This is a genomic window from Verrucomicrobiota bacterium, assembly GCA_016871495.1.
GTDB lineage: Bacteria > Verrucomicrobiota > Verrucomicrobiia > Limisphaerales > VHDF01 > VHDF01.
Genome location: VHDF01000061.1, coordinates 1 through 22,556, shown reverse-complemented (window position 1 = coordinate 22,556; position 22,556 = coordinate 1). Strand labels below are relative to the sequence as shown.

18 protein-coding genes are annotated in these 22,556 nt (G+C 60.1%); 8 read left to right on the top strand and 10 right to left on the bottom strand.

Annotated features, from left to right (window positions below; all coding sequences use genetic code 11):
• Positions 1-76 precede the first annotated feature (76 nt).
• Together FJ404_13395 and FJ404_13390 are read right to left on the bottom strand one after the other, a co-directional pair.
• A complete protein-coding gene (locus tag FJ404_13395) occupies positions 77-940 on the bottom strand; it encodes an alpha/beta hydrolase (protein ID MBM3823856.1) in 864 nt (287 codons plus the stop codon).
• Positions 941-989: 49 nt separating this feature from the next.
• The gene (locus FJ404_13390) at positions 990-2,078 is read right to left on the bottom strand and encodes an esterase (GenBank protein ID MBM3823855.1); all 1,089 of its coding nucleotides are present in this window, start codon (positions 2,076-2,078) and stop codon (positions 990-992) included.
• Between the two features lie 126 nt (positions 2,079-2,204).
• Here FJ404_13390 and FJ404_13385 point away from each other — a divergent pair, with 126 nt between their 5' ends.
• Positions 2,205-2,912: a phospholipase gene (locus FJ404_13385; GenBank protein MBM3823854.1), complete on the top strand. Its 708-nt coding sequence runs from the start codon at positions 2,205-2,207 to the stop codon at positions 2,910-2,912.
• A 171-nt stretch (positions 2,913-3,083) separates the two neighbouring features.
• On the top strand, positions 3,084-3,416 hold the full coding sequence (locus tag FJ404_13380) for a hypothetical protein (GenBank protein MBM3823853.1): 333 nt from the start codon (positions 3,084-3,086) through the stop codon (positions 3,414-3,416).
• A gap of 301 nt (positions 3,417-3,717) precedes the next feature.
• Here the strand turns inward: FJ404_13380 and FJ404_13375 are convergent, their stop codons facing one another.
• On the bottom strand, positions 3,718-4,134 hold the full coding sequence (locus FJ404_13375) for a hypothetical protein (protein MBM3823852.1): 417 nt from the start codon (positions 4,132-4,134) through the stop codon (positions 3,718-3,720).
• Positions 4,135-4,212: 78 nt separating this feature from the next.
• Positions 4,213-6,816, bottom strand: coding sequence for an SAM-dependent methyltransferase (locus FJ404_13370; GenBank protein ID MBM3823851.1), 2,604 nt, complete (start codon positions 6,814-6,816; stop codon positions 4,213-4,215).
• Between the two features lie 57 nt (positions 6,817-6,873).
• Between FJ404_13370 and FJ404_13365 the strand changes: the two genes are divergently transcribed.
• From FJ404_13365 to FJ404_13340, 6 genes are all read left to right on the top strand, one after another.
• Positions 6,874-10,602, top strand: coding sequence for a DNA polymerase III subunit alpha (locus tag FJ404_13365; GenBank protein MBM3823850.1), 3,729 nt, complete (start codon positions 6,874-6,876; stop codon positions 10,600-10,602).
• A 58-nt stretch (positions 10,603-10,660) separates the two neighbouring features.
• Positions 10,661-10,966: a hypothetical protein gene (locus tag FJ404_13360; protein ID MBM3823849.1), complete on the top strand. Its 306-nt coding sequence runs from the start codon at positions 10,661-10,663 to the stop codon at positions 10,964-10,966.
• 659 nt (positions 10,967-11,625) lie between these two features.
• Positions 11,626-12,906, top strand: a complete 1,281-nt coding sequence (locus FJ404_13355) for a Gfo/Idh/MocA family oxidoreductase (GenBank protein MBM3823848.1) — start codon at positions 11,626-11,628, stop codon at positions 12,904-12,906.
• Between the two features lie 14 nt (positions 12,907-12,920).
• Positions 12,921-14,309 carry a DUF1080 domain-containing protein gene (locus tag FJ404_13350; GenBank protein MBM3823847.1) on the top strand — a complete coding sequence of 463 codons (1,389 nt, stop codon included), beginning with the start codon at positions 12,921-12,923 and terminating at the stop codon, positions 14,307-14,309.
• Positions 14,306-15,178 (top strand): creatininase family protein, encoded by an 873-nt coding sequence (locus tag FJ404_13345; GenBank protein ID MBM3823846.1) that lies wholly within the window; start codon positions 14,306-14,308, stop codon positions 15,176-15,178. The genes FJ404_13350 and FJ404_13345 overlap by 4 nt, the downstream gene beginning before the upstream one ends.
• 12 nt (positions 15,179-15,190) lie before the next feature.
• Positions 15,191-16,615: an MFS transporter gene (locus FJ404_13340; protein MBM3823845.1), complete on the top strand. Its 1,425-nt coding sequence runs from the start codon at positions 15,191-15,193 to the stop codon at positions 16,613-16,615.
• A 225-nt stretch (positions 16,616-16,840) separates the two neighbouring features.
• On the opposite strand, the gene FJ404_13335 is transcribed toward FJ404_13340, so the two are convergent.
• The 6 genes from FJ404_13335 to FJ404_13310 all read right to left on the bottom strand — a co-directional run bounded on the left by FJ404_13335 (position 16,841) and on the right by FJ404_13310 (position 22,361).
• Positions 16,841-17,086, bottom strand: coding sequence for a hypothetical protein (locus FJ404_13335; protein ID MBM3823844.1), 246 nt, complete (start codon positions 17,084-17,086; stop codon positions 16,841-16,843).
• 560 nt (positions 17,087-17,646) lie between these two features.
• Positions 17,647-18,213: an aminodeoxychorismate/anthranilate synthase component II gene (locus FJ404_13330; protein MBM3823843.1), complete on the bottom strand. Its 567-nt coding sequence runs from the start codon at positions 18,211-18,213 to the stop codon at positions 17,647-17,649.
• A 20-nt stretch (positions 18,214-18,233) separates the two neighbouring features.
• Positions 18,234-18,590 carry a hypothetical protein gene (locus FJ404_13325; GenBank protein ID MBM3823842.1) on the bottom strand — a complete coding sequence of 119 codons (357 nt, stop codon included), beginning with the start codon at positions 18,588-18,590 and terminating at the stop codon, positions 18,234-18,236.
• A gap of 15 nt (positions 18,591-18,605) precedes the next feature.
• On the bottom strand, positions 18,606-18,908 hold the full coding sequence (locus tag FJ404_13320) for a hypothetical protein (protein MBM3823841.1): 303 nt from the start codon (positions 18,906-18,908) through the stop codon (positions 18,606-18,608).
• A 20-nt stretch (positions 18,909-18,928) separates the two neighbouring features.
• Positions 18,929-20,371 (bottom strand): MFS transporter, encoded by a 1,443-nt coding sequence (locus FJ404_13315; protein MBM3823840.1) that lies wholly within the window; start codon positions 20,369-20,371, stop codon positions 18,929-18,931.
• 1,591 nt (positions 20,372-21,962) lie between these two features.
• Positions 21,963-22,361, bottom strand: coding sequence for a hypothetical protein (locus tag FJ404_13310; GenBank protein MBM3823839.1), 399 nt, complete (start codon positions 22,359-22,361; stop codon positions 21,963-21,965).
• Between the last annotated feature and the right edge of the window lie 195 nt (positions 22,362-22,556).

Genomic DNA, 22,556 nt, shown 5'->3' with positions numbered 1-22,556 from the left:
CCGTTCGCGAAACTAATATGAAATTTCCGGGCTAAGCGGACGCCGCCAACGCCTCGCATCCGGATGCTCGCCTTGATCAATGGGACGGTTTGAAAAAACCGTGCGCGTCAAGCCAGTCGGCCAGCAACTGGATCCACCGGTCACTCGGAAGTTGCTGGTTGCGCATGCCAAAACCGTGCCCGCCTTTCGAATAAAGATGCAGCTCCGCCGTCTTCCCCGCCGCAACCCAAGCCTGGTAAATTTCCACGCTTTGCGGAACCAGCCGCAACGGATCATCGGTCGCGGCCAGGACAAAGAGTGGCGGCGCATCCGCCGGAACCCCGTTGCCTTTCAACGCCCAGTTGTAGGCCAGATAAATCGGCGCCACAAAATCGGGCCGTGATTCCGACGTATATTGGTGAGCCACGGAGGCCGCCACGGTGCCACCCGCCGAAAACCCCACGACGCCGATGCGGTCCGGACGGACCCCATACTTCCGCGCGTGCCGCCTGACGTGGGCGACCGACGCTAAACCATCCGCCATCGCCAGCTTCACGATCGGCGCGACCACCGCGTCCAGCGGACCTCGCGCCATGACCTCGCGGGTCGGATCGTCGGTCTTGCATTCCACCAGGCGGTACTTCAGCACAAAACTCGTCACCCCTCGCTCCGCCAGCCACCGGGCCACCATCATCCCCTCGCTTTCAATGGAAAGCGCGAAGAAGGCTCCGCCGGGACAAATGATGGCCGACGCGCCATTCGACTTCGCCGGCTCCGGACGCACCACGGTGAGCGTCGGATCCACCACGTTGAACACGACGGGCGTGTTCCAAAGATTGTTTGCTCGATTCTCTCTCTCGGAATGCGTCCAGGTCTCGGAACCGGGCGCTTTGCCTTCATAAAGCCGCACCACCTCCAGCGAAGCTGATGGAGCACTGCGAGCGGGCGGCAAAATCGTCATGGCGAACGAAATCAGACACGCCGCCGCTCCGATTCGCCAGCAACGAATTTCAGGGCAAAAGCTTCTGTGCGAAATCGCGCAAGTATTCCCGCCAAACAATCCAGGTATGGGCGCCTTCGGTTTCCTGATATTCCACTTTGAAATCGTGCTTCTTCAACATCGCAACCGTCGCCCGGGACGTTTCAACCAGAAAATCGTCTTTCCCAGTGGCAAACCAAAACAACTTCAGCCCTTCCTTCAACGTGGCATCATCCAGTTTGGCGCGGTGCCTCTCCTCAAAAGTCGGCCCTTCAGGGGCCGGAGCCCCGGTGCGCGGCACAATGCCAAAAACCCCGGAACTAAAAACACCCAGGTATCCGAACTTTTCCAATTGCGGTATCCCGATGTTCAAGGTGTGGCCCCTGCCCATCGACAGTCCCGCCATCGCCCGGTGCTTGCGGTCCGTGTAAACACGATACCGCTTTTCGACGTGAGGCATGATGTCCTCCGTGAATTCCTTGAGAAATTCATCGACCGCCGGACGAGGCCCGCCTGCACGCATCGGGCCGGTGTGACCATGAGGTATCACCACCACCATCGGACGCGCCTTCCTCCCCGCGATCAACTGGTCGAGGATGAACCCCGCCCGCCCCACCGTGCTCCACGAGTCGTCGCTGTCCCCCGCTCCGTGGAGTAAATAGAAAATAGGGTAACTCCCGCTGCTGCTCTCGTATCCCGGCGGAGTATAAACGTGCAAGCGGCGGGATCGATTCAATGTCGACGACCAATAGGTGACTTCGGAAACCGCACCATGCGGCACCGCCCCGGTCTCCATCCAATCGGAACCCTCCACTTGAACGAGGCTCCAGGCAGTCTGAGTGGATTCGCTCGTCTTCGGATTCCGCGGATCAAGCACCGTCATGCCGTCCACCGCAAATTGATAGCGGTAAGCACCCGGCGCGATTCTATCCAAGGTCACATCCCACACCCCGTTGGTCCCTTTGGTCAAGTCCCGGCCCTGCCCCACCCCGGGAATGTCACCCGCCTGAAGGCGAACCGACTCGGCTTTCGGCGCCATCAAACGGAATACGCTCGAAGCCTCCGCCACCCACGCCCCCACGCGCTTCGACCGGGCGGTGGCGCGGTGAAGGCAAGTCATCCAACCTCAGCAGCGGCCGCAAATCGCAAATCCCAATCGGGCCGCAATTCCCGTTTCACATTTCCGGATCACCCTGCTATGCCTTGGCCCATGCGCCCCATTCTGTCCGCCACTCTGTGACTCACCCTGGCTTTCACCCTGACCGCGCTGGCCGATGATCCCGCGCCCGGCAAGCAGGTTGCCCAATCACTCTCCACCTCGGACGGCAGCAACATCCACTACCTGCTCTACCTGCCGAAGGAGTATTCGGCGACCGGCGCGAAAGTGCCGTTCATGCTCTTCCTTCACGGCCGCGGCGAAAGCGACGGGCCGTTAAGCGTTGTCGCCAAATGGGGGCCCCCCATGCGCCTCGCCTCGGGCGAGCACCTCAAGTACGTCGTCGTCTCTCCGCAGTGCCCGCGCGCATCGTCCTGGTCCAAAGACGATCAGCAGCAGCGCCTGCTCAAGCTGATCGCCCACATCAAGAAGACCTACACCATCGACGACGACCGCATTTACCTCACGGGCCTGAGCATGGGCGGATACGGAAGCTGGCGCCTGGCGACGGCTCATCCGGAGATGTTCGCGGCGGTGGCGCCCGTCTGCGGCGCGGGCGATCCGGCGAAGGCGGCGAATCTGGTCAAGCTGCCGGTCTGGGCGTGGCACGGCACCGAGGACACGGCGGTTAAGTTCGAGAAGTCAGTCGAAATGGTCGAAGCGATCAAGGCCGCCGGCGGCACGAGGGTGCGTTTCACCAGCCTCGAACACATCGGCCATTTCTCCTGGCAGGCCGCCTACGAGTCGAACGATCTCTACCAGTGGTTCGACCGGCAGAAGGCGTCGCAGAACAAGTGAGTATGCGGAGGGTTTAAAGCAATTTCCTATCAGTCATCGTCCGGGCCGTGTATCCCGATGTTGTTGGTAGGGCGGGCCTGTCCCAGCCTGCCGCCCACGGGATGCAAAACATCATGCTCCGGCGGCGCGCCGGGACGGACGCGCCCTACCTGCATCACCGGCAACATCGGGATGCACCGTCGTCCGGGTGCGGCCGGCTGGGGACCCAGCCACTCCGGTCGTCCGACTGCGGTTTGGTTGGAGAGGCCCAAGTATGCGGACTGGACACAGTCCACCGGTTTGCTGAGTCAGTTTCCGGGCGCGAGCACCGAAGGAGACGATCCGGATGGCGACGGGGTCTCAAACGGGGACGAAGGGTTCGCCGGCACCGACCCGACGCAACGAAACTCCCGGCTCGAGATTGAACGAGCCATCCGGCCCGCCGATTTGTCCTCGTCAGACAAGACGCCGAGCCCAATGTGCAGTCACGGCCTCTACTTTCGCAGCGTGCCGGGCCGCTATTAAGGAGTGGAGGCCGCGGCGGCGCTGGGCGAACCGTGGAAGTTGAAAGCCACGCGCCTGGCCAGCACCACCCAGACGCGCTTCGTGGTGGAGAACCACCATAACAACGCCTTCTACCGCGTGGTCGTACTGCCATGAGTTCCACCTGCCATCCCCCCTTCCGGCTGCCTCCCACCGCCACTCACGCCCCCACGCGCTTCGACCGGGCGGCGCCGCGGTGAAGGCAAGTCATCCAACCTCAGCAACGGCCGCAAACCGCAAATCCCAATCTGTGTCCGGACTTTCAGCCGCGAGGCTGAACGCTTCAGAACTCATCGTACATCACCCCGTGCTTGTGCTCGGGGTTGGGGATGAGCTTGCGCCCCTGGCAGTCCACCACGAGGTCCAGGTCTTCAAGCGGGATCTGCCCGACCAGGTTAGGCAAGTCATCCGGGATTTCAATGACGCTGAACTGACCAGAGCGCCCTTGGATCTCCAAGTCCACCGGCGAGAACACCCGGCGTGTTTCCCGACGATTCGACATGGTGCGCGAGGTCACTTCACCAATCAGCCGCAAACCCAACCGTTGGATCACGCCGCTTTGCAGGTAGAGCTTCACCGCGCCTGTGTCCACAAGCGCCGCGACCTCCGACGCGCGCGCGGGCCGCTTGCGTTTGCCCGTGGCGAGCAAGGCGAGGTCGTCCCAGTTTTGCAGTTTGATTTGAATGGTGACTTTGCCCATGCGCGAAAACTAACCCACCCGGCAACCAACGACAAGTGCTCAAACCGGGACCACGCTCGCGTCACGGGCTGCCGAGAGTCAAGGTTCAGCCACCGCACTCGGAAACAGTGACTTGAGCACCCTCAATTCTGACTCACTGCCCACGAAAAGCTCCCGCGGAAACTTCCGATGCCGGGTCATGTCATTCATGATCCTGGCCCCCACAAAGTGGTTGAACGACCACCCCGCCAGATACTGAAGCCGCAAATTGCGATCCGTGTTGATTTCCGCATCCTTCATCCGTTCTCCGAGATCCGAAGCGCGTCCGGCATAGGTGCCGAGTAAGTGGATCACCGACGGAAAACCACCTTCGGCCAGTGAGGCCTTCACCGCGGCATGATCAGGCCGGTCCAACCGGCTTCGCAAAGCTCCCACGTCAATCTTCATGGGCTCCGCCGTGCCCAGCAGAACCGCATCGTAGCCTCCTTCCTCCGTGTCATTGGCCCAAATCACGCCGTGCGGAAACACTTTGAAAAAAGTCGAGATGGAGCTTTTCACCGTGACCAAATCGCTTTCGTAAAGCGGGATCCACAAGCTCATCACTCCGCCCGGCTTCAAGCGCGCCTTGCACATCTCGAAATATTCAACCGTGTTCAAGGCGGCACACCCCTTCACCCACGGATCGATCGGGTCCGAGGTGATGATGTCGAATTTCTCCTTGGTTGTGCGGACAAAATGCCGCCCGTCGTCCAAGAACACCTGCGTGCGAGCATCCTTCAAAACCCCGTGATTCTCTCCTTCGAACATGGGCGCAACCACACGCGGCACCAAGGGTTCGATGTCGCAAATCACGATGCGCTTCATGTCCGGATGGGGCACGAACGCCCCCGCGGTCACCCCCGCGCCACACGCAACCACCAGAGCCGACTCGGGCTTCTCATGCATCAGCGCCGACAAATGCCCAAGCATCCTTTGCAATCGCATGTCCCTGGGATCATTCGAAGCCTGCACCTTGCCGGCCGAATGGAAATTCCGAACGCCCGAGGACCATTGAGTCACCGCCACGGTGCCGTTCAATCCCTCTCCTTGATACAAACAAAAAATGTCGGCGCCATCGCCCCCCGCAGCCGGCAAATCCGATTCTTTGACAATCTCTGGAACAAGTCGCTTCCCATACGTCGCCATGAATCGACCGTAGGCAGCAAGGCCCCAGGGTGCCGTGACCACAGTGAAGATGAATAAACCTGCCATGGCCACCGCTGCCGCAGCGGCACCCCAACCGAGTCCAACGAACGAGCTTCCGCACGCCTCCGCGTCCTTTTCCTCATCTGCCCCTTTCTTGAAAGCCAGAGCAATCCAGGCCGCCGAGAGGCCCGCCAATCCGATCAACACGCATTGCGAAACGTGCGTCCCGAATCGAGGCGTCAACCCTAGCGAAAAAACCAACGACCCGAGGAGCGCCCCCAGCGTGTTCGCAGCGTAAAGACGGCTGACCCATTGCGCCGCCGCGGACCCTGCCTCTTTGCTGAACCCGTTTCCCACTGCCCGGCCCGCGCCCCATTGAGAGAGAGTCGCCACGGCTAATGGAAAGCTCGCTCCCCAAAGCACGGCCGGAGGCAGCACCGCCCAAATGCACCGGACCACGTCGAGCTGAAAACTGTGCCATGGATTCAGTGACAGGGTCGGATTGATCGGCCAATAGGGCAACGACCGCGCGATCACCGCGGCGGTCCAGGCCATGCCCGCCGTCAACAACAACTGGCAACCCCAAAGCGCCACGTGCGGACGCCGTAGCGTCCTCGCCCACCATGAACCCAACGTGCTTCCGATGCCTAGTCCACTCAAAAATACGGCCAGAATGATTGAAAAAGTATAGACCGTGCCACCCAGCAACAAAGAAAGCAGCCGGGTCCAAACCACTTCCTCTCCCAAGGCCGTCGCCCCGGAGACGCCGGAACAAATCAACACTGCATAGACTTTGTTTCGATTTCCGGGCTCAACCGGGTCCAATTCAGCATCGACAGTGGTGGCGCACCCCTCGTTCGTCTTTTTGCCGGAATGGCTCGCCGCCCACGCCAACGCGGCGAGTGCGACCAACCCGTTCAATGCCGCCGCCACATAAGTTGCAATCGCCGTATCGTGAACTCTCAACAAGTAGAATCCGGCGATCAAGCAGCCGGCCACACCTCCGAGGATGTTTCCCGCGTAAAACACACCAAGCCAGCTCACCCCGTCCCGCGTGGATTCCACCCAACGCGCCACTGCGGGAAGGGTCGCTCCCATCAAGAACGATGGCACCAACAAACAGGCCGCTGCCACCGATGCCCTCAGCAGCAACCCGGACGCACCCGCACCGCCGATCGACGTGTACAGACCGGTGATCCAGGGCAGAAAAAAAAGCAATGCCACTCCCGACACGGCGATGCCAATCTCCAATGCCGCGTACACTTTCAACGGATGATGCCCGGGCGAAACCCAGCGCGGAACCAGCAAGCTTCCCAAGCACATGCCTCCCATGAAAGTGCCCAAGAGCAAGCCCAGCGAAACACTCGTGAGGCCGATGACCAACTGCAAGAGTTGTAGCCAGACGACTTCGTAAATCAACGCCGCCGCGCCGCTCCCCACAAAGAAGCAGGCCACCATGAATCGATCGGACCCCACTCCAAATCGAGGGGCTGCGGATGCTGCAAGCTGAGAAACCATGAATGGGTTTGCGGCGGACGGAGGCTTCCCCCCACTTGCCCACCGAATGTTTCCCTCATGACCGGTCCAAAGGCTCGCGGTTACCCTCAACCCCAACCGTTCTCCTTGCGCCTCCCCGCACCGGGGATTTTAATCGCGGACATGTCGCACGCGGAATTCGTCCATCTTCACCTTCATACCGAGTATTCGCTCCTGGACGGAGCGTGCCGCCTGGACCGCTTGGTCGACAAAGCGCACGACCTCAAATTCAGCTCCCTGGCCATCACCGACCATGGGGTCCTCTACGGTGCCATCGATTTTTATCAAGCCGCGCGCAACAAAGGCATCAAGCCCATTCTCGGGTGCGAAGTCTACGTCGCCCCGGGAAGCCGCTTCGAGAAAAAGAGCTCCAGCGGGGGACGCGACGTCTATCACCACCTCGTGCTGCTGGCGAAGGACGAGACCGGCTATCGCAATCTCATCAAGCTGGCCACCGCGGCTCATCTCGAGGGCTACTACTACAAACCCCGCGTGGACAAGGAACTTCTTGAAGCCCACAAGGAGGGCCTCATCGCGCTTTCCGGCTGCCTCGCCAGCGAAATCCCCGAGGCTTTGATGCGGGATGACCTGGCCAAGGCCCGCTCCGCCATCGACTGGTTTCGTCAAGTGCTGGGGCCCGAGAACTTCTACCTCGAATTGCAGAACCACGGGATTCCCGAGCAAGCCAAGGTGAATCGCCATTTGCTCGCGCTCTCGTCCGAGCTCGGACTCAAATGCGTCGCCAGCAATGACGTTCACTACGTTGAGCGCGGCCACTCCCACGCCCATGACTGCCTGATCTGCATCGGCACCCAAGCCCTGCTCACCGACACCAAACGCATGCGGTACGTCGAGCAGCAGTTCTACCTCCGCAGCGCCGATGAAATGAAGGCGCTCTTCCACGAAGTGCCGGAAGCGGTGCGCAATACGCTCGAAGTCGCCGAGAAATGCAACGTCGAGATTGAATTCGGCAAACTTCATTACCCCGTGTTCCACCCCCCGGACCATTACACACGCGAGGGTTACCTCCGTGAATTGCTCCGGGAAGGCCTGATCAAGCGCTACGGCCTTCACACCCGGCTCGAAAATGAGGACTTCCTGCCGGTTCGCCTCGACGATCCCGCACGACTCCCCACCTACCCGCCGACCGCTGCGAACTCGAACCCGGCGCAAAACCCGCAAAATCTCGACCACCCCGCCGTGGCCGCCGCCGTCGGTGCCGTGCTCGACCGGCTCTCCATGGAGCTTAAGGTGATCCAAAAAACGGGCTTCATCAGCTACTTTCTGATCGTCGGTGATTTCGTCCGCTACGGACGCGGCATCGGCGTCAGTTGCGTGGCAAGGGGCTCGGCCGCCGGATCCATCGTCACCTACCTGCTCGAAATCTCCAACGTCGATCCCATCCGCTACGGGTTGCTCTTCGAACGTTTCCTCAATCCCGAACGGGTGAATCCTCCGGACATCGACATCGACTTCGCCGACGACCGTCGAGCGGATGTCATCGAATATGTCCGCCAGCGCTACGGTCGCGATTCGGTCGCCCAGATCATCACCTTTGGAACCATGGGCGCAAAATCGGTCATCCGAGACGTGGGCCGGGTCATGGGGCTCAGTTTCTCCGAATGCGACCGGTTGGCTAAAATGGTCCCCAACGACCTCAAAATGACGCTCAAAAAGGCGTTGGAACAATCCCCGGACTTCAAAACGGCCTATGCCACCGAAGAGGTCACCCGGGAACTCGTGGACACCGCCCTCGTCCTCGAAGACCTGACCCGCAACGCCTCGGTCCACGCCGCCGGGGTCGTCATCGGGGATCAACCCCTCGCCCAACTACTCCCGCTCAAGCAAGACGAGGATGGCACCATCGTGACCCAATACGCGATGGGACCCGTCGGCGAACTGGGCTTGCTCAAGATGGATTTCCTCGGGCTCAAAACGCTGACGGTGATTCGCAATACTTGCGAACTGGTCAAACGCACCCAGGGCGTGGACATTCCGATTGAGAACCTGCCTCTCGACAACCAGGCGGCCTACGACCTGTTGAACAAGGGCAACACGCTGGGCGTGTTCCAACTGGAATCCGGAGGCATGCGCGATCTCTGCCGCAAATTCAAGATCGGATCCATCGAACACATCACCGCGCTGGTGGCACTATACCGGCCGGGCCCCATGGACCTGATCCCCGATTTCATCAAGCGTCGGCACGGGGAAGTCACCATCGAGTACGAGCACCCGTTGCTCGAGCCCATCAGCAAGGAAACATACGGAGTGTTGATTTATCAGGAACAGGTCATGCAGGCCACCCAGGTGCTGGCCGGATACACTCTCGGGGGCGCCGATCTCCTGCGCCGGGCCATGGGCAAGAAAAAGCCCGAGGAAATGGCCAAGCAGCGGGATATCTTCGTCAAAGGTTGCGCGTCCGCCAACCACATCCCGGCCGCCAAGGCCAACGCCATTTTCGATTTGCTGGAAAAGTTCGCCGGCTACGGATTCAACAAGTCCCATGCGGCCGCTTACGCCATGGTGGCCTACCAGACGGCCTATCTCAAAGCGAACTACCCCGTTGAATTCCTGTGCGCCATGATGACGAACGACATGAGCGAGACCGCGAAACTCGGCCAATATATCGAGGAGGCGCGCGCCATGGGCATCGATGTGCTCGGACCCGACGTCAACGAAAGCCACATCGCGTTCGCCCCCGCCGCAGGTGGCAAATCGATACGATTCGGCATGGCCGCGATCAAAGGCGTGGGCGAAGTCGCCGTTGAAGCCATCCTCAAGGCGCGGAAAGAACACGGAAGATTTTCATCCCTCGAGGAACTTTGCGAACGCGTGGAAACACGGTCCGTCAATCGCAAGGTGCTCGAAGCCCTCATCAAGACCGGCGCCTGCGATGCGTTCGGCGCCACGCGCGCCTCCCTGTTCGCGTCCGTCGAACGCACGTTGATGCGTGCCACCCAGGACGCGCTGGATCGGGCGCGCGGCCAGGGTTCTCTCTTCGGCATGCTCGAAGAGCCCTCCCCCCATGGAGGAGAAAAGCCGGTCCAACTTCCGGAATGGCCGCAGCATGAACTGCTGGCTTCCGAAAAGGAATTGCTCGGTTTTTATGTCACGGGCCACCCGATGACCCCTTACGCGCCGCTGCTGAAACGCTTCAATCTCGCCACCACCACCACGCTCTCCCAATTGGAAAACCGGTCCATGACCCGATTGGGCGGCATGGTCAGTGCCGTGCAACAAGGCTTCTCCAAGAAAACCAACAAGCCTTATGCCATGGTGACGCTGGAGGATCTCGAGGGATCCGTCCAACTCCTGCTCATGAACGAGAACTGCGAAAAGTTGAAGCACTTTTGCGTTCAAGGCCAGGCGATCATGGTCGTCGGAGAGGTGAATACGGGAGAAGACAAAGCCAAGATCTTCCCCCAGGACATCTTCCCTCTGGCCGAGGCTCCCGCCCGCTTCACGCGCCAGGTGCACTGGAGGCTGAGCGAAGCCCAATTGCAAGGAGGCCGGCTGCAGGACGCACTGGGCATCGCCCAAAACCATCCCGGCCGCTGCCCGCTCTTTCTCGCGGTGCGACTGCATCGTGGAGCCCTCGTTTTCATCGAAGCCCACGAACGCTTCGCCGTCTCGCCGTCAATGGAACTGCAAAAAGCGGTGGACGATACGTTCGGAGAGAACACCTATTATGCCAAAGTCGATTCCTCGCTCCCCGAACGCGCCGCCCGCCGATGGGAAAAACGCGCCAGCGACGGCGATGAAAACTGATCCCGCACGAAACGGATAATCCTTTGAGTTCTCCTCAATTCCCTCTAATTTTCACAGTATGGAACTGACGCCAGACATGTTCAAAGAGGACATCGACAAGGCCATGGCGACCTATGACAAGTACGTCGTGTGCCTGGATAAAACGCCCGAAGCATGCCTGGCTTCCCTGCAGTCCCTGATGGAGAAAGCCATCAACCAGTACGCCAACCGAGGCCCGAATCTCCGGCACGGCATCGCGCTGGACCGCCATGTCACCATCATCCTGAGCCAGACCGACCACACGCGCCCCCTCTGCGGCATCTACTTCAATCTCAGCAGCCCCTACCAGAAAAAGGGCACGGATAAGAAAGCGCGCGCTCAATAACTTCAGCAAAGCCTCCTCCCAAGGGGATCCGTCGCGATTCTAATTTGCCGCGAACCCGCCGCCCTGTTCCGCAGGATTCCCGTCTCGCCCAGCGCACGTTCCACGCGCGACCGCGTCCGGCCCTTGCCGGGCGCTTGCAAATACGCCGGAGAGCTGCTTCATGCCGGCGGCGAGATCGGGCCAGAGGGTCTCGACAAAGAGATGAAAACGGGTTGACCAAGAGACACCAGGCGTGGAGTTGCCAGCCGGTCTTGGCGCAGGCCTCGGAGAGGGTCGCGAGGCGGCCCTGTCGATCCACGTCATCTTGGAAGATCGGCTCGAACCGGTCGCCGCGATTCAGGACGCCTTTCCCGCCACAGCTCGGAGCGAAGGTGGATGATCCATCGCGCCGGGATATTCCACTCTCAACTTGCGTGCCCTGCCCCGAGAATGCTCCTCTCACGCAAAACACCAATATCATGAACTGACCCGCCGTGTTTGGCGCCCCCCTCTCTCCCCCTTCCTTGGCAGATCAAACTTTTTCTCCAAATCCGCTCGGCAAGGATGCGTGTCATGCCTAGACTCCGCGGTACCTATTGAAAGCGCCCCGGTCGTGTCCCCTACGGCTCCATGCTCGGAACAGACACGGCGGGGCCGTTGCCAATGCTCAGGATTCACTTATGAAAGGACTGACTATTTCCCGAAGACGTTTCGTGCAATCCACCGCTGCTTCCATGGCGGCCGTCTCGTTCCCGTGGGTCGCCGACGGTCGTGTGCTCGGCGCCAACGACCGCATCGGCTTCGCCGTCATCGGGGTCGGCGGCATGGGCACCGGACATCTCGGCGGCCTCGTCAAGCGCAGTCAGGAGGAGAATATTCAGGTGCGGGCGGTGGCGGACGTCTACCGGCGACGGTTGACCCGGGCCCAAAAAATCTGCGGGGGCGATGGTTATCTCGATTACCGCCGCATCCTCGAACGTCAGGACATTGACGCCGTGCTCGTCGCCACGCCGGATCATTGGCACGCCAAAATCTCGATCGACGCGATGGAGTCCGGAAAGGACGTCTACGTGGAGAAGCCGATGACCCACACGGTCGAGCAAGCCCTCGCCGTCCGCAACACCGTGCGCCGCACCCGCCGGGTGTTGCAAGTCGGACCGAATGGAACCGCCCAGGATTCCTATTGGGTCGCACGCCAAGCAGTGGAGGCCGGAAGAATCGGAAAAGTGACCTGGGCTCAGGGCAGCTACAACCGGAATTCCCGAGTCTGCCTGTTTAACGATCATCAGAAGATCGATGCCTCGGCGGGTCCCGGCCAACCGGGCGAGGATTTCATCGATTGGAACATGTGGCTCGGCCATGAATGGGGGTTGGCGGAGAAAATCCCCTGGAATCCTGAACATTTCTTTCGTTTTCGGAAGTATTGGCCCTACAACGGCGGCGTGGCGACGGATCTGCTTTACCACAAACTCGCACCCTTGCTGATCGCCATCAAAGGTCCAAACGGTGAGTATCCCACGCGCGTCAACGCCAACGGCGGCCTTTACGTGGAGAAAGACGGACGCGATATTCCGGATACTTTCCTCATGACCGCTGATTATCCATCCGAATGGTCACTGTTCCTCGTCAGCACTCTCACCAACGATTCCGGCCTGCCGGACCGGATTTATGGCAAACACGGCACCATGGAATTGGGCGGTGAACCCCACTTGAAATTCAACGGCCCTTACGCCGAGGAATTCAAGTCGCGCAACGAGGGCAAGGAAGAGTTGCGGCTGCCCTTGAAACCTCGCCGGGATTTGGCGGGCAACTTCATCGACGTGCTCCGCGGGAAAGCCACGCTCCAGTGCAACGTCGAGTTGGGCTGCTCCACGATGATTGCCATCAAAATGGCGGTCGAATCCTTCCGCCAAGGCAAGTCCATGAAATGGGACGCCGCGTCCGAAAAGGTCGTGTCCTAAAGGCCCTTCCAATCATGAAAGTATTCCCTTCTCCCCGTCGTCGCCTGACCGGCCACACCCTCGCCCTCGCTTGCGTATTGTCCCTCGCCTTGAACGCCGCCGAACCCGGTTTCGAGTCCATCTTCGACGGTTCCACCCTGAAAGGCTGGCATGTCAGCGCCAAAACCGGGCACAGCCGCGCCAGCGGAAACACCTCTGGCGGCGCCTGGGCGGTGCGCGACGGCGCCATCACGGGCACCCAGGACATCCCCGGCAACGGCGGCATCATTCTCACCGACCAGGAATTCGGTGATTTCGAAGTCGCCCTGGAAATGAACAACGACTACGGACCGGACAGCGGACTGTTCCTGCGCAGCACCGAGGACGGGAAGGCATGGCAGGCCATGATCGATTACCACGCAAACGGCAATCTCATGGGGATCTATGGCGAAGGCCTCGGAGGAAAACCCTCGGTCCGCAACTTCTCCTTCTTGGAGAAAGTCACGGAAATCGTCCCCATCCCCGCTCCCACTCCATTGCCGGTTCTGCCCTCGGCATGGCCAAGCTTCTGGAGGCACGGACAATGGAACGAGCTGCGAGCCCGCATCGTGGGGAACCCTCCCTCGATCACCACCTGGATCAATGGAGTCAAAATGATGGAGTGGAAAGAAACGGAATTGCGCCATCCCGAGCGAGGGCGGATCGCCTTGCAGGTTCATGGGGGCGGCGACCACACCAGGGAATGGGTCCGCTACCGCCATATTCGAGTGAAATCGATCGCGCCAGACAACGCCCTGACACCCGTCGAACGGCGTGAGGGCTGGCAGCTCCTGTTTGATGGCAAGAGCCACGCCGGCTGGATGAACAGCGACCGGTCAGCGCCAAGAACACCCGTCCAAGAAGGCTCTTTGAATCCCCACCGCGCCGGGCATTACATGCTCGTGCATACTCAAGCATGGTCGAACTTCACCCTCTCCCTGGACTTCAAACTGAGCCAGGGCTGCAACAGCGGAATCTTCATCCGCACTTCCTCCCTCACGCCCCGTCCAGGCAAGGACATCGGATTCAATGGCATTGAGATCGCACTCGATGACACGCCCGGCGCGGGATTTCACGATACGGGAGCACTCTACGATTTGGTCAAACCCGCCCGCAACGCGATGAAACCCTCGGGCGAATGGAATCACGTCGAAATCACCGCCGCCGGATCGTCCATCTCGGTCAACCTCAACGGGGAACGCGTCACCCAGGCCGACCTGGCGCAATTCAAAACGGCGCATCGTCGTCCGGACGGAAGCCCTCACAAGTTCGATGTCGCCTATCGTGATCATTCGGGGAGCGGTTTCATCGGCCTGCAGGACCATGGGGCCCCTTGCTGGTTCAAGAATATCAAGATCAAACCCCTGCCCTCGCCCATTCCATGAGCCGCGCACGCTTCGAACATCGTTACGAAAAGTTGACTTGGCCGGAGATCAACGACGCGGTCGAACTCGGCAAGGTTTGCATCATTCCCTGCGGCGCCGTGGAACAACACGGCCCGCACCTGCCGCTGGACGTGGACATGGTCTGCCCCACGGGCATCGCGCAAGGAGCTGGGCGTCAGTGGCCGGACAAGATCTTGGTGTTGCCTACCGTGAGTTACGGTTACACCGGGCACGTCATGGACTTCCCGGGAACCATCAACCAACACTTCGAGCATTTCATCCACCACGTGCTCGATATCACCAAGTCGCTGGCCTACCACGGTTTCAAAAAGATTCTGCTGCTCAACGGCCACGGTTCGAACATGCCCAACCTGGATCTCGTGGCGCGACGGACGAATTTGGAAACGGACGCGGAATGCATTTTGGCCGCCTGGTGGAACCTGCTCACGGTGGATCCAAATTTCCTGCCCGCTTGGCGGGAGAGCAAATTCCCCGGCGGCTGCGCGCATGCCTGCGAATTGGAAACGTCGCTGTATCTCCACCTGTCAGGCGACGATGTGCGTAAAGACCTGATCGATAATGGCGCCATCTCGTTCAATGAAGAGCAGAGCCCCTTCAACTGGGTGGACTTGTTTGCCGCCGGCCCGGCCACTTTGATCTCGTGGACCAGCAGCTATTCGCAATCAGGAGTCTTGGGAGAAGCCAGGCTGGCGACGGCGGAGAAAGGCCGGGTTGCTTACGAGGAAGCGGTCAAACAACTGGGGCGGTTTGTAGCCTGGTTCCAACCGCGTCCGAAAGATCCTCGCGTCGACCGGCACCGTCGCCCCCCCACCATGCCGATGCCCTGGAACCAGACTTCGGTGGGTTGAAGCCGATTCCCGATGCACAAACCGGGACAGAAGGGCGCGACACGGTATCGGTTCCTGATCCTGGCCGCCCTGTGTTCCCTCGCTTTTCTAACTTACCTCGATCGCATCTGCATCATGCGCGTGCAGGGAGACCTGAGCCGCGATCTGCGATTCGGCGAATTGGGTCCCAAGGAAGAAGCCATCCTGCGAGCCCGGGGTGTGGAATCCGATCCCTCGGCCCGGTCGAAGATGAGCCAGGACTTGGCGACCGAAAGAATGAGCTGGGTCTTCTCCGCGTTCGTCGCGGGGTATTTGTTGTTCGAAGTGCCCGCGGGCTGGCTGGGAGATAAGTGGGGACCGCGCTCGGTCATCGTCCGCATCGTCATCGGATGGTCGATTTTCACCGGGCTGACGGGAGGGGTGGAAACCTTGGCCCGCGCGCTCACCAGGGAGCCGGGCCCGGAACATCTGCTGATGTGCCTGGTCGTGATCCGGTTTCTTTTCGGCGCGGGCGAAGCGGGAGCTTACCCCAACATCGCGCGCGCCCTGGGCAGGTGGTTTCCCTACCGCGAAAGGGCGACCGCACAAAGTTTCATTTGGTTTTCGAGCCGACTGGGCGGGGCCATCGCTCCGGCTGTGATCGGAGTCTTGATGGCTTGGGGAAAGGGATGGCAAAACGCCTTTTGGCTACTCGGAGCCGTCGGAGTAATCTGGTCAGCCTGGTTCTGGTGGTGGTATCGGGATCGCCCCGAAGATCAACCCGCGGTGAACGAGGAAGAACGCCGGTGGATCGCCTCCGACGCCGCAGGATCCGGCACGATCTACGACGATGCCTCCCCGGCTCGCATGCCTTGGCGCGCCTTGCTTTCCATCAATGTCCTGGCCCTTTGCCTCGCCTCATTCTGCGTGAGTTTTTGCTTCTACTTCTACATCACTTTTCTTCCCAAATATCTCAAAGATCAGTTTCAAGTGGACTACGCCGGATCTCAATGGATGAGCGGATTGCCCCTCCTCTGCGGGGGCATCGCCTGCCTGGCGGGAGGGAGGCTCAGCGATGGATTGATCCGGCGGCTTGGGAGCCGGCGCTGGGGCCGCAGTTTAATGCCCATGCTGGGCTGGTTCCTGGCCGGATTGCTGGCCTGGACCGTCCCATGGCTCGACTCCCCCATGCTGGTCGTGGCGGCCCTGGCCTTGGGATTCGCCTGCCAGGATCTCGGGGTGCCATCCATGTGGTCCGTTCCCGCCGATTTGGGAGGAAAATTTGCAGGAACGCTGGGCGGTTGGATGAACTCGGCGGGGGCTCTGGGAGGCATGCTCAGCCCGTTGGTCGCGGCCAAAATCTCCATCCAATGGGGATGGAACTCCGCGTTCGTACTCTTCGGATGCGTTTACCTCGTCGGCGCGGTGGCGTGGCTTCGCGTCGATGCCTCCAAACCGATCACCTCGAAGGAGCCCTGAGGTTCCTCGCTGTTTTCGGTGACCGGGTTGTCGTGGTAACGCAGACAGCCCTGTCTGCTGTTTCGCAGGCTGCCCAGCCTGCGGGGCGACGAAGGGAACCAGGCGCGTGGAGAGCATGGAAGGGCCTCGTTCTTCACCCACCGGGCCGACGGGCCGTCGGCGATACGGCAGGCTGGGCAGCCTGCGCCACTTTAAAGACAACTTCGGGATGCACGGAAACGTGGGCTATCGTTCAGATTTTCCTTTTTGGGGTTTGATGTGAGTGACTTTATACACTTTCTCCTGCTTGTCGTACGTGGTCCATTCCCCGGTCTGCACTCCGAGTTCAAAGTGTCCAGAACGCATCGGGGTTCCATCCAATCGAAACCATTCCCAATAACCTGTTGGAAGGTCGCCCGCCATCGTTCCCTTCGCCCAGACACTGCCATCCCGGTGATATTCGACGTGCTTCTTCAGACGCGGCTTCTTCATCCCGTAGGGTGAATTGAATGACCCTCGACCTGCACGCCGAATTTCTCCATCAGCACCACCTCGGCTTACTCGAGGCGCACCCGTCTCCGGCCCCCCAGCAATCGCGAAGTCACCGGACTGATTCGATCCCGGACTTCGCCTAGAGCGCGCACCCACTTCGCCATGGCATTCTCCGGACGTTCCGGGAGGCACCCGCAGCCGCACTCGGCGAGATCTCATTTGCACCCGCCACCGAAGGAATGGACCTCTCCAAAAGCAGGACCCACGCTCCGGTCTTGGCCAAACGTTCCGCCTCCTCGCGCGCAATCTCGCTGACGATGGCCGCTTCCCCGGCGCAAGCCGACAAATCCGGAGCCGGCTCAAACCGCAACGGGAGCCACTCTGAAAGGATCGTCAGAATCGGCTGAAGCCGAGCAAACAATGGCACGGGATGCACCCAGACCCGGCGGTGGGTCGCTGCGGTGGGAGCAGATGCTAAAACTCCCGGTTCCTGAACGGGATCAAGTGGCTTCCCCCCCACAGCTCCATGTGCAGTCAGGCTTGATTCCCCACCCTCGAAATCAACCCATTTTCAGAAAATTGCGGATCATGGTCTTGCCATGCTCCGTCAAAATGCTCTCCGGATGAAACTGAACGCCACAAATCGGATACTCGCGATGCTGCACCCCCATGATCTCGCCTTCCTCAGTTTCCGCCGTCATCTCCAGACAGGCCGGCAAAGTCTCTCTCCGAATCACCAGCGAATGATACCGGGTCGCGGTGAACGGAGAGGGAATGCCCTCGAACAATCCCCGGCCGTTGTGACGAATCAGCGAGGTCTTCCCATGCATCATCCGGTAATTGACGATCACCTCGCCGCCAAAAACATGGCCGATGCATTGATGACCCAGGCACACCCCGAAGAGTGGAGTCTCCGGTCCGAACCGCCGGATGATCTCGTTCGACATGCCCGCTTCTTTGGGCGAGCAAGGACCAGGCGAAATCAAGATCCGCTCGGGTTTCATCGCCGCGATCTGTTCCAGCGTGATTTGATCATTTCGATGGACAACCAGTTCCACCTTCATTTCACCCAAATACTGGACCAAATTGTAGGTGAACGAATCGTAGTTATCGATGACCAGAATCATGGCGCCAATGCGGTCCGGGGTTACTCCTTTGGAGGCAGCGGAAGTCCGCCCGCCCCCCCCTGGGGAGTCAGGGTAGCGTACTTCGACAAGACCGGGGCGAACTCGGCGTTGGTGCGCGCGTAGGATTGAAGCTGAGCCACGAATCGTGCGATCGCGGGTTCCGTATTTTTTTGGTAATTCAGAACGTACTCCGAGGCCTCGGCCACTTGGCGTCGCGCCATGGCCACTTGCCGGAATAGGAAAATGCTCAAAGCGCACGCGAGCAAGGTCAACACCACCAGGACGACATGGAACGACGCGCGCAAAGTCGCAACTGCTCCGGCAAGGTCCGCAGACGGCGGTTTCGCGGCGGATGAAGGGGATGGATCAGGATTCATCAAATGGTCTCCCCTCTATTTCACCACGGACGGTGACGTTACGGACGGCACGCTGTTCGACCCGGAGCGAGGGACGTTCCTCAGCATCACCGTTTCCAAAATAGGACGAATGTCGGGTCGGCGTTTGGAGTATTCCAAGGCCTCGTTGCCCAGGGCGAGCGCGAGGTTCCGGTTCTGATCGACCTGGGACACTTGCCGCTGCATGACCTGGATCTTCGCGGCAAGCCGCACATGCCACAAGGCCAGCAGCGCCGCGAGCCCCGCACAGGCGGAAAACACCAGCACCAGAAAAGAAGTCGTTCGTTGGGAATGCATCATAGCGCTAAGAAACCGCCAGTCTATTCATGATCCTCCGCCGGCGGTTCCGGCAGCGCAAAGGAAAGCAGGAATCCTCCAAGATAAACCGCAAATCCAATCAGGGCCGCGGTCTGAGCCAGTTTGGTCGGAGCTTGGGAAAGATCCGGAGTCGTCGCCAGCGTGGTGGTCAACCAGGCGAACGAGGTCCCGATCAACCTTCCGCCAATGTTCGCCGCGAAACTCTCCCCCGTGCCTCGCAAATGCACGGGATAGGCCCGCGGCAAATAGTTTCCCCAGAAACTGAACTGTCCCACGGTCAGCAACCCAGCGAGGAAAATGCCGACCTTAAGGGCGTCCAAACTGGTGGTGGCACAATAATAAAAAACGACCGGCATGACGATGAGGCCGGGAATTTGAAAGCAACGCAGCAATACGCGCCGACTGACGATGGCCAGCGCCAGACCGGCCAGAAGGCAGCGCCCCGCCAATCCTCCAATCTCCTGGATCGTGGTGACTTCCGAGGCCAGCGCCTGCTCCACTTTGCGGGAGGCCATCGCAGCCAAGCGTTTCTGTTGATCCTGGGGTTTACCCTCGGCGGCTTTCTCGCCGGCCGCCTTCGCTTGGGCTTTGACTTCCGCCAACCCAGGGATCATTCGCGGAACATGCTGGATCGCTCCAAAGGCCGCTCCATAAGCGAGCGCAAACATCAGGGTCGTGACCACGGTCGTCCGGGCCAGCGCCGGGGAGAACAAGGCTCTCAAACTGGGGCGTTTCAAGGTTCCCGCGGCTTTCTTCGCGGCCCAAGCCGGGGATTCTGGCAAGAAAGGCCGAATGAGGATCAGAGGAATCGCGGGCAAGATTCCCGACATGAGCGTGTATCGCCAGGCGGCGTGGCTCTCTTTGACGGCGCCAAATGAACTCACGAACTCCGGAAGCTGAACCGCAGGCAAGTCCGCCGCATACTTGACGCACAAACCGTTGGCGGCGGCCACCATCAATCCTCCCACCGAGGAAAAGGCCTGGGTCATCCCCAGCACCTTTTCGCGGCGCACAGGCTCCGGAAAGAGCTCCGCCAGCCACGCCACGGCGGCGACGAATTCGACACAAACGCCCACGAAAACGAAACAACGGCAGATCAGGAGCCAGTAAATGTTGGTGGCGAATCCGGCCGCAAACGCGGCGAAGGCATAGATCAGGATGCTCCACGTCAACACCCGCCGACGTCCCAAACGATCAGTCAAATAGCCCCCCAACAGGCCGAAAATGCCCCCGGCGATCGCGGGAATATAGAACAACTTCCCGACCCAACTATTGAACAACTCGGACCCGGGCGCCGCCCCCAAGAGTTCCTGCAACGCGGGCCCCACGATCAAGGGCAGCATGAGGAGCTCGTAAATGTCGAAGGCAAAGCCGATCACGGCAATGAGGCAAATGAGCCATTGCGTGGACGTCAGCGGGGCTTGTGTCCCCGAACCAGTGTTCATGCCGTCTGTTATGCCACCCGAAACAAAAAAGCGACAAGCTTTATGCAGCGGACCCCAAAATCGGTGTATCCTGAAGGGGTCTGTCGTGTGGCGCAGGCTGCCCAGCCTGCCGTATCGCCGACTGCCAGTCGGCCCGGCGGGTGAAGAACGAGGCCCTTCCATGCTCTCCACGCGCCGGGTTCCCATCGACGCCCCGCAGGCTGGGCAGCCTGCGCTGCAGCAGACAGGGCTGTCTGCATTACCACGACACCTCGGTCACCGACATCCTCTGGATGCACCGCTGTAGTTCCGGTGCATCTGCTGGTTGTCGGGGCGCGCCGTTCACGGCGCTTCCGCTCACGCCAACCTGCCGCGGTGATCTCCTCCCGCTCCTTGGACCGCCCTGGGTGAATGCCTTCGCCGTGGCAGCACCCTCGCCCGTTGAACCTGCCATGCCCCTTTTTAGACACGCCTTGAAGCGGCGTGAACGCTACACCCCGGCGCTGCTGCGCGCATCACCGACAACCTGTGGATGCACTGCCCCAAAATCACGATGCCCGGTGGCGAGTCCTGAGCCGCGGAGGAAGTCCGACCGCGCAGGGGTGATCAGCCCCCTCCGTGTCTTCGTGCCTCCGTGAGAAGCCACGCGAAAGCACGTTTCGCGATCTCATCGCGAAGTCCGACCGGTGATGGAGAGAACGGGATGGGGAGAACGAGGCCAAGTCTCACTTGTTGACAAATAGATCTGTCGACCGTTTCGGGATTGGATGTCGGCAACGGGTTTACCGAGGATATCCCTCGGCCAAGGCGGGGCTTACCGAGCAGTTTGCAATTGGGGCGACGAGTTCGAGGATGGATGACTGCAAAGAAACAAATGTCACCATCTTCCAGTCCCTTTTCACTGCGTGCTGCATTCTTCGGGGATTCCATGGTCGTCCATCCCACGGCTTTCCTTTGTGCGTTTAGAGTCCTCAGTTTCAGAACCCAGGGGGATGCCTGTCACAATCATTGGAGGTGGACATGATCGAAGGAGAAAATATTGCCCGACACCGCCGAACACTTTTTGCAGCAGGTCCGAGGCGCGAGCCACGGGGTTCCTGCGAATCTGCTCGTCCTGCTCGGCATTTTGGACAAAACAAGCCGTGGAGCGTTTTGCGGGTGACATCTTCGTCGAAGTCGGGCGTCTGCTAGCCCAGGAACCCGCCGTGGAGTGCCCGCAATCCGCCACCTTTGCGATCGGCCATCTGCATAGAGGCGGCGGTGACGCCGGTCTTTGTTGTCGCGGCTTTCACTTTGGGAGAAAGCGGGTGTGAAGATCAGGGCTACGACCGAACGGTGCGTAGCAAGGTCTAGGATTCGTAAGTCTGCCCATTTGCAGTGCGACGATTTCGACGCAGGAACATGACTGTACCCTGCCCCAGCGTCCGGGAACGTTAGAATGGTCTCTTGTCCATTACAGCCGGTTGGGAAGCCCACCGGTTCCGATCCTCGAACAACTCCCCCTGGAACGACTGGAAATTCAGCGTTGTTCAAGGCGGTCTGAAGAGCTTGGGTTAAGCCGCCCAAATTTAAGTGGACCTTTCATGGCTGAGTGATCAAGGACCCTTGTCGCTCATCTGGCCGCTGAGGTTTCGGCGGCCACGATCTCCTCCCATGACGGCGCACGCCAGATCTGAAGGCCGCCGTAGCCCGAACAGACCAAGACGTTTCCACTATCCAGAAATCTCAATCTACCTAAGTACCCGGTGGGAGTCTTCAAATTCAGTAGCTGTAGTCCAGACACGAAGTCGAAAACCCTAACGAATCCCTCGCCCGCAGCCGCGGCGAGTCGGGTTGCCCGCTTATCGAACTCAACGGATCCCCAGGAATTCAGGGCGCGGTAGGACGTGCGCTCTTGTTTCGTCTTCAGATCCCAGACTTTCACTCGTCCGTCCATTCCGGAAGTGACAAGCGTGCTATTATCCGGGACAAACCTCGCGTCGCTTACTGGCCCACGATGAGTCTCAGACATCCTGACCTCATGCGGGGAAAGATTGGGTGGAGTGGAATGGAATTGAGACCAAGAGGGACATTTTCGACTTTCAAGGATGGGGGTGGTGGCGGTGAATAGGTGAATGCCGCAAGTTCAATGACCGATGTTTCCTGCCGGGTCTGTGGAGCTCAACCGCGATCTGGCGTGTCGAACGGAAGGAGACAAAGTGGTCTA

Bases quoted from the DNA above. Each gene is read 5' to 3' on its own strand.
- FJ404_13315 (MBM3823840.1), bottom strand. From the start codon at position 20,371: ATGAACACTGGTTCGGGGACACAAGCCCCGCTGACGTCCACGCAATGG.
- FJ404_13390 (MBM3823855.1), bottom strand. From the start codon at position 2,078: ATGACTTGCCTTCACCGCGCCACCGCCCGGTCGAAGCGCGTGGGGGCG.
- FJ404_13370 (MBM3823851.1), bottom strand. From the start codon at position 6,816: ATGGTTTCTCAGCTTGCAGCATCCGCAGCCCCTCGATTTGGAGTGGGG.
- FJ404_13350 (MBM3823847.1), top strand. From the start codon at position 12,921: ATGAAAGTATTCCCTTCTCCCCGTCGTCGCCTGACCGGCCACACCCTC.
- FJ404_13380 (MBM3823853.1), top strand. From the start codon at position 3,084: ATGCACCGTCGTCCGGGTGCGGCCGGCTGGGGACCCAGCCACTCCGGT.
- FJ404_13310 (MBM3823839.1), bottom strand. From the start codon at position 22,361: ATGTCTGAGACTCATCGTGGGCCAGTAAGCGACGCGAGGTTTGTCCCG.
- FJ404_13335 (MBM3823844.1), bottom strand. From the start codon at position 17,086: ATGAAGAAGCCGCGTCTGAAGAAGCACGTCGAATATCACCGGGATGGC.
- FJ404_13360 (MBM3823849.1), top strand. From the start codon at position 10,661: ATGGAACTGACGCCAGACATGTTCAAAGAGGACATCGACAAGGCCATG.
- FJ404_13375 (MBM3823852.1), bottom strand. From the start codon at position 4,134: ATGGGCAAAGTCACCATTCAAATCAAACTGCAAAACTGGGACGACCTC.
- FJ404_13345 (MBM3823846.1), top strand. From the start codon at position 14,306: ATGAGCCGCGCACGCTTCGAACATCGTTACGAAAAGTTGACTTGGCCG.
- FJ404_13325 (MBM3823842.1), bottom strand. From the start codon at position 18,590: ATGAATCCTGATCCATCCCCTTCATCCGCCGCGAAACCGCCGTCTGCG.
- FJ404_13355 (MBM3823848.1), top strand. From the start codon at position 11,626: ATGAAAGGACTGACTATTTCCCGAAGACGTTTCGTGCAATCCACCGCT.
- FJ404_13395 (MBM3823856.1), bottom strand. From the start codon at position 940: ATGACGATTTTGCCGCCCGCTCGCAGTGCTCCATCAGCTTCGCTGGAG.
- FJ404_13340 (MBM3823845.1), top strand. From the start codon at position 15,191: ATGCACAAACCGGGACAGAAGGGCGCGACACGGTATCGGTTCCTGATC.
- FJ404_13320 (MBM3823841.1), bottom strand. From the start codon at position 18,908: ATGATGCATTCCCAACGAACGACTTCTTTTCTGGTGCTGGTGTTTTCC.
- FJ404_13330 (MBM3823843.1), bottom strand. From the start codon at position 18,213: ATGATTCTGGTCATCGATAACTACGATTCGTTCACCTACAATTTGGTC.
- FJ404_13365 (MBM3823850.1), top strand. From the start codon at position 6,874: ATGACCGGTCCAAAGGCTCGCGGTTACCCTCAACCCCAACCGTTCTCC.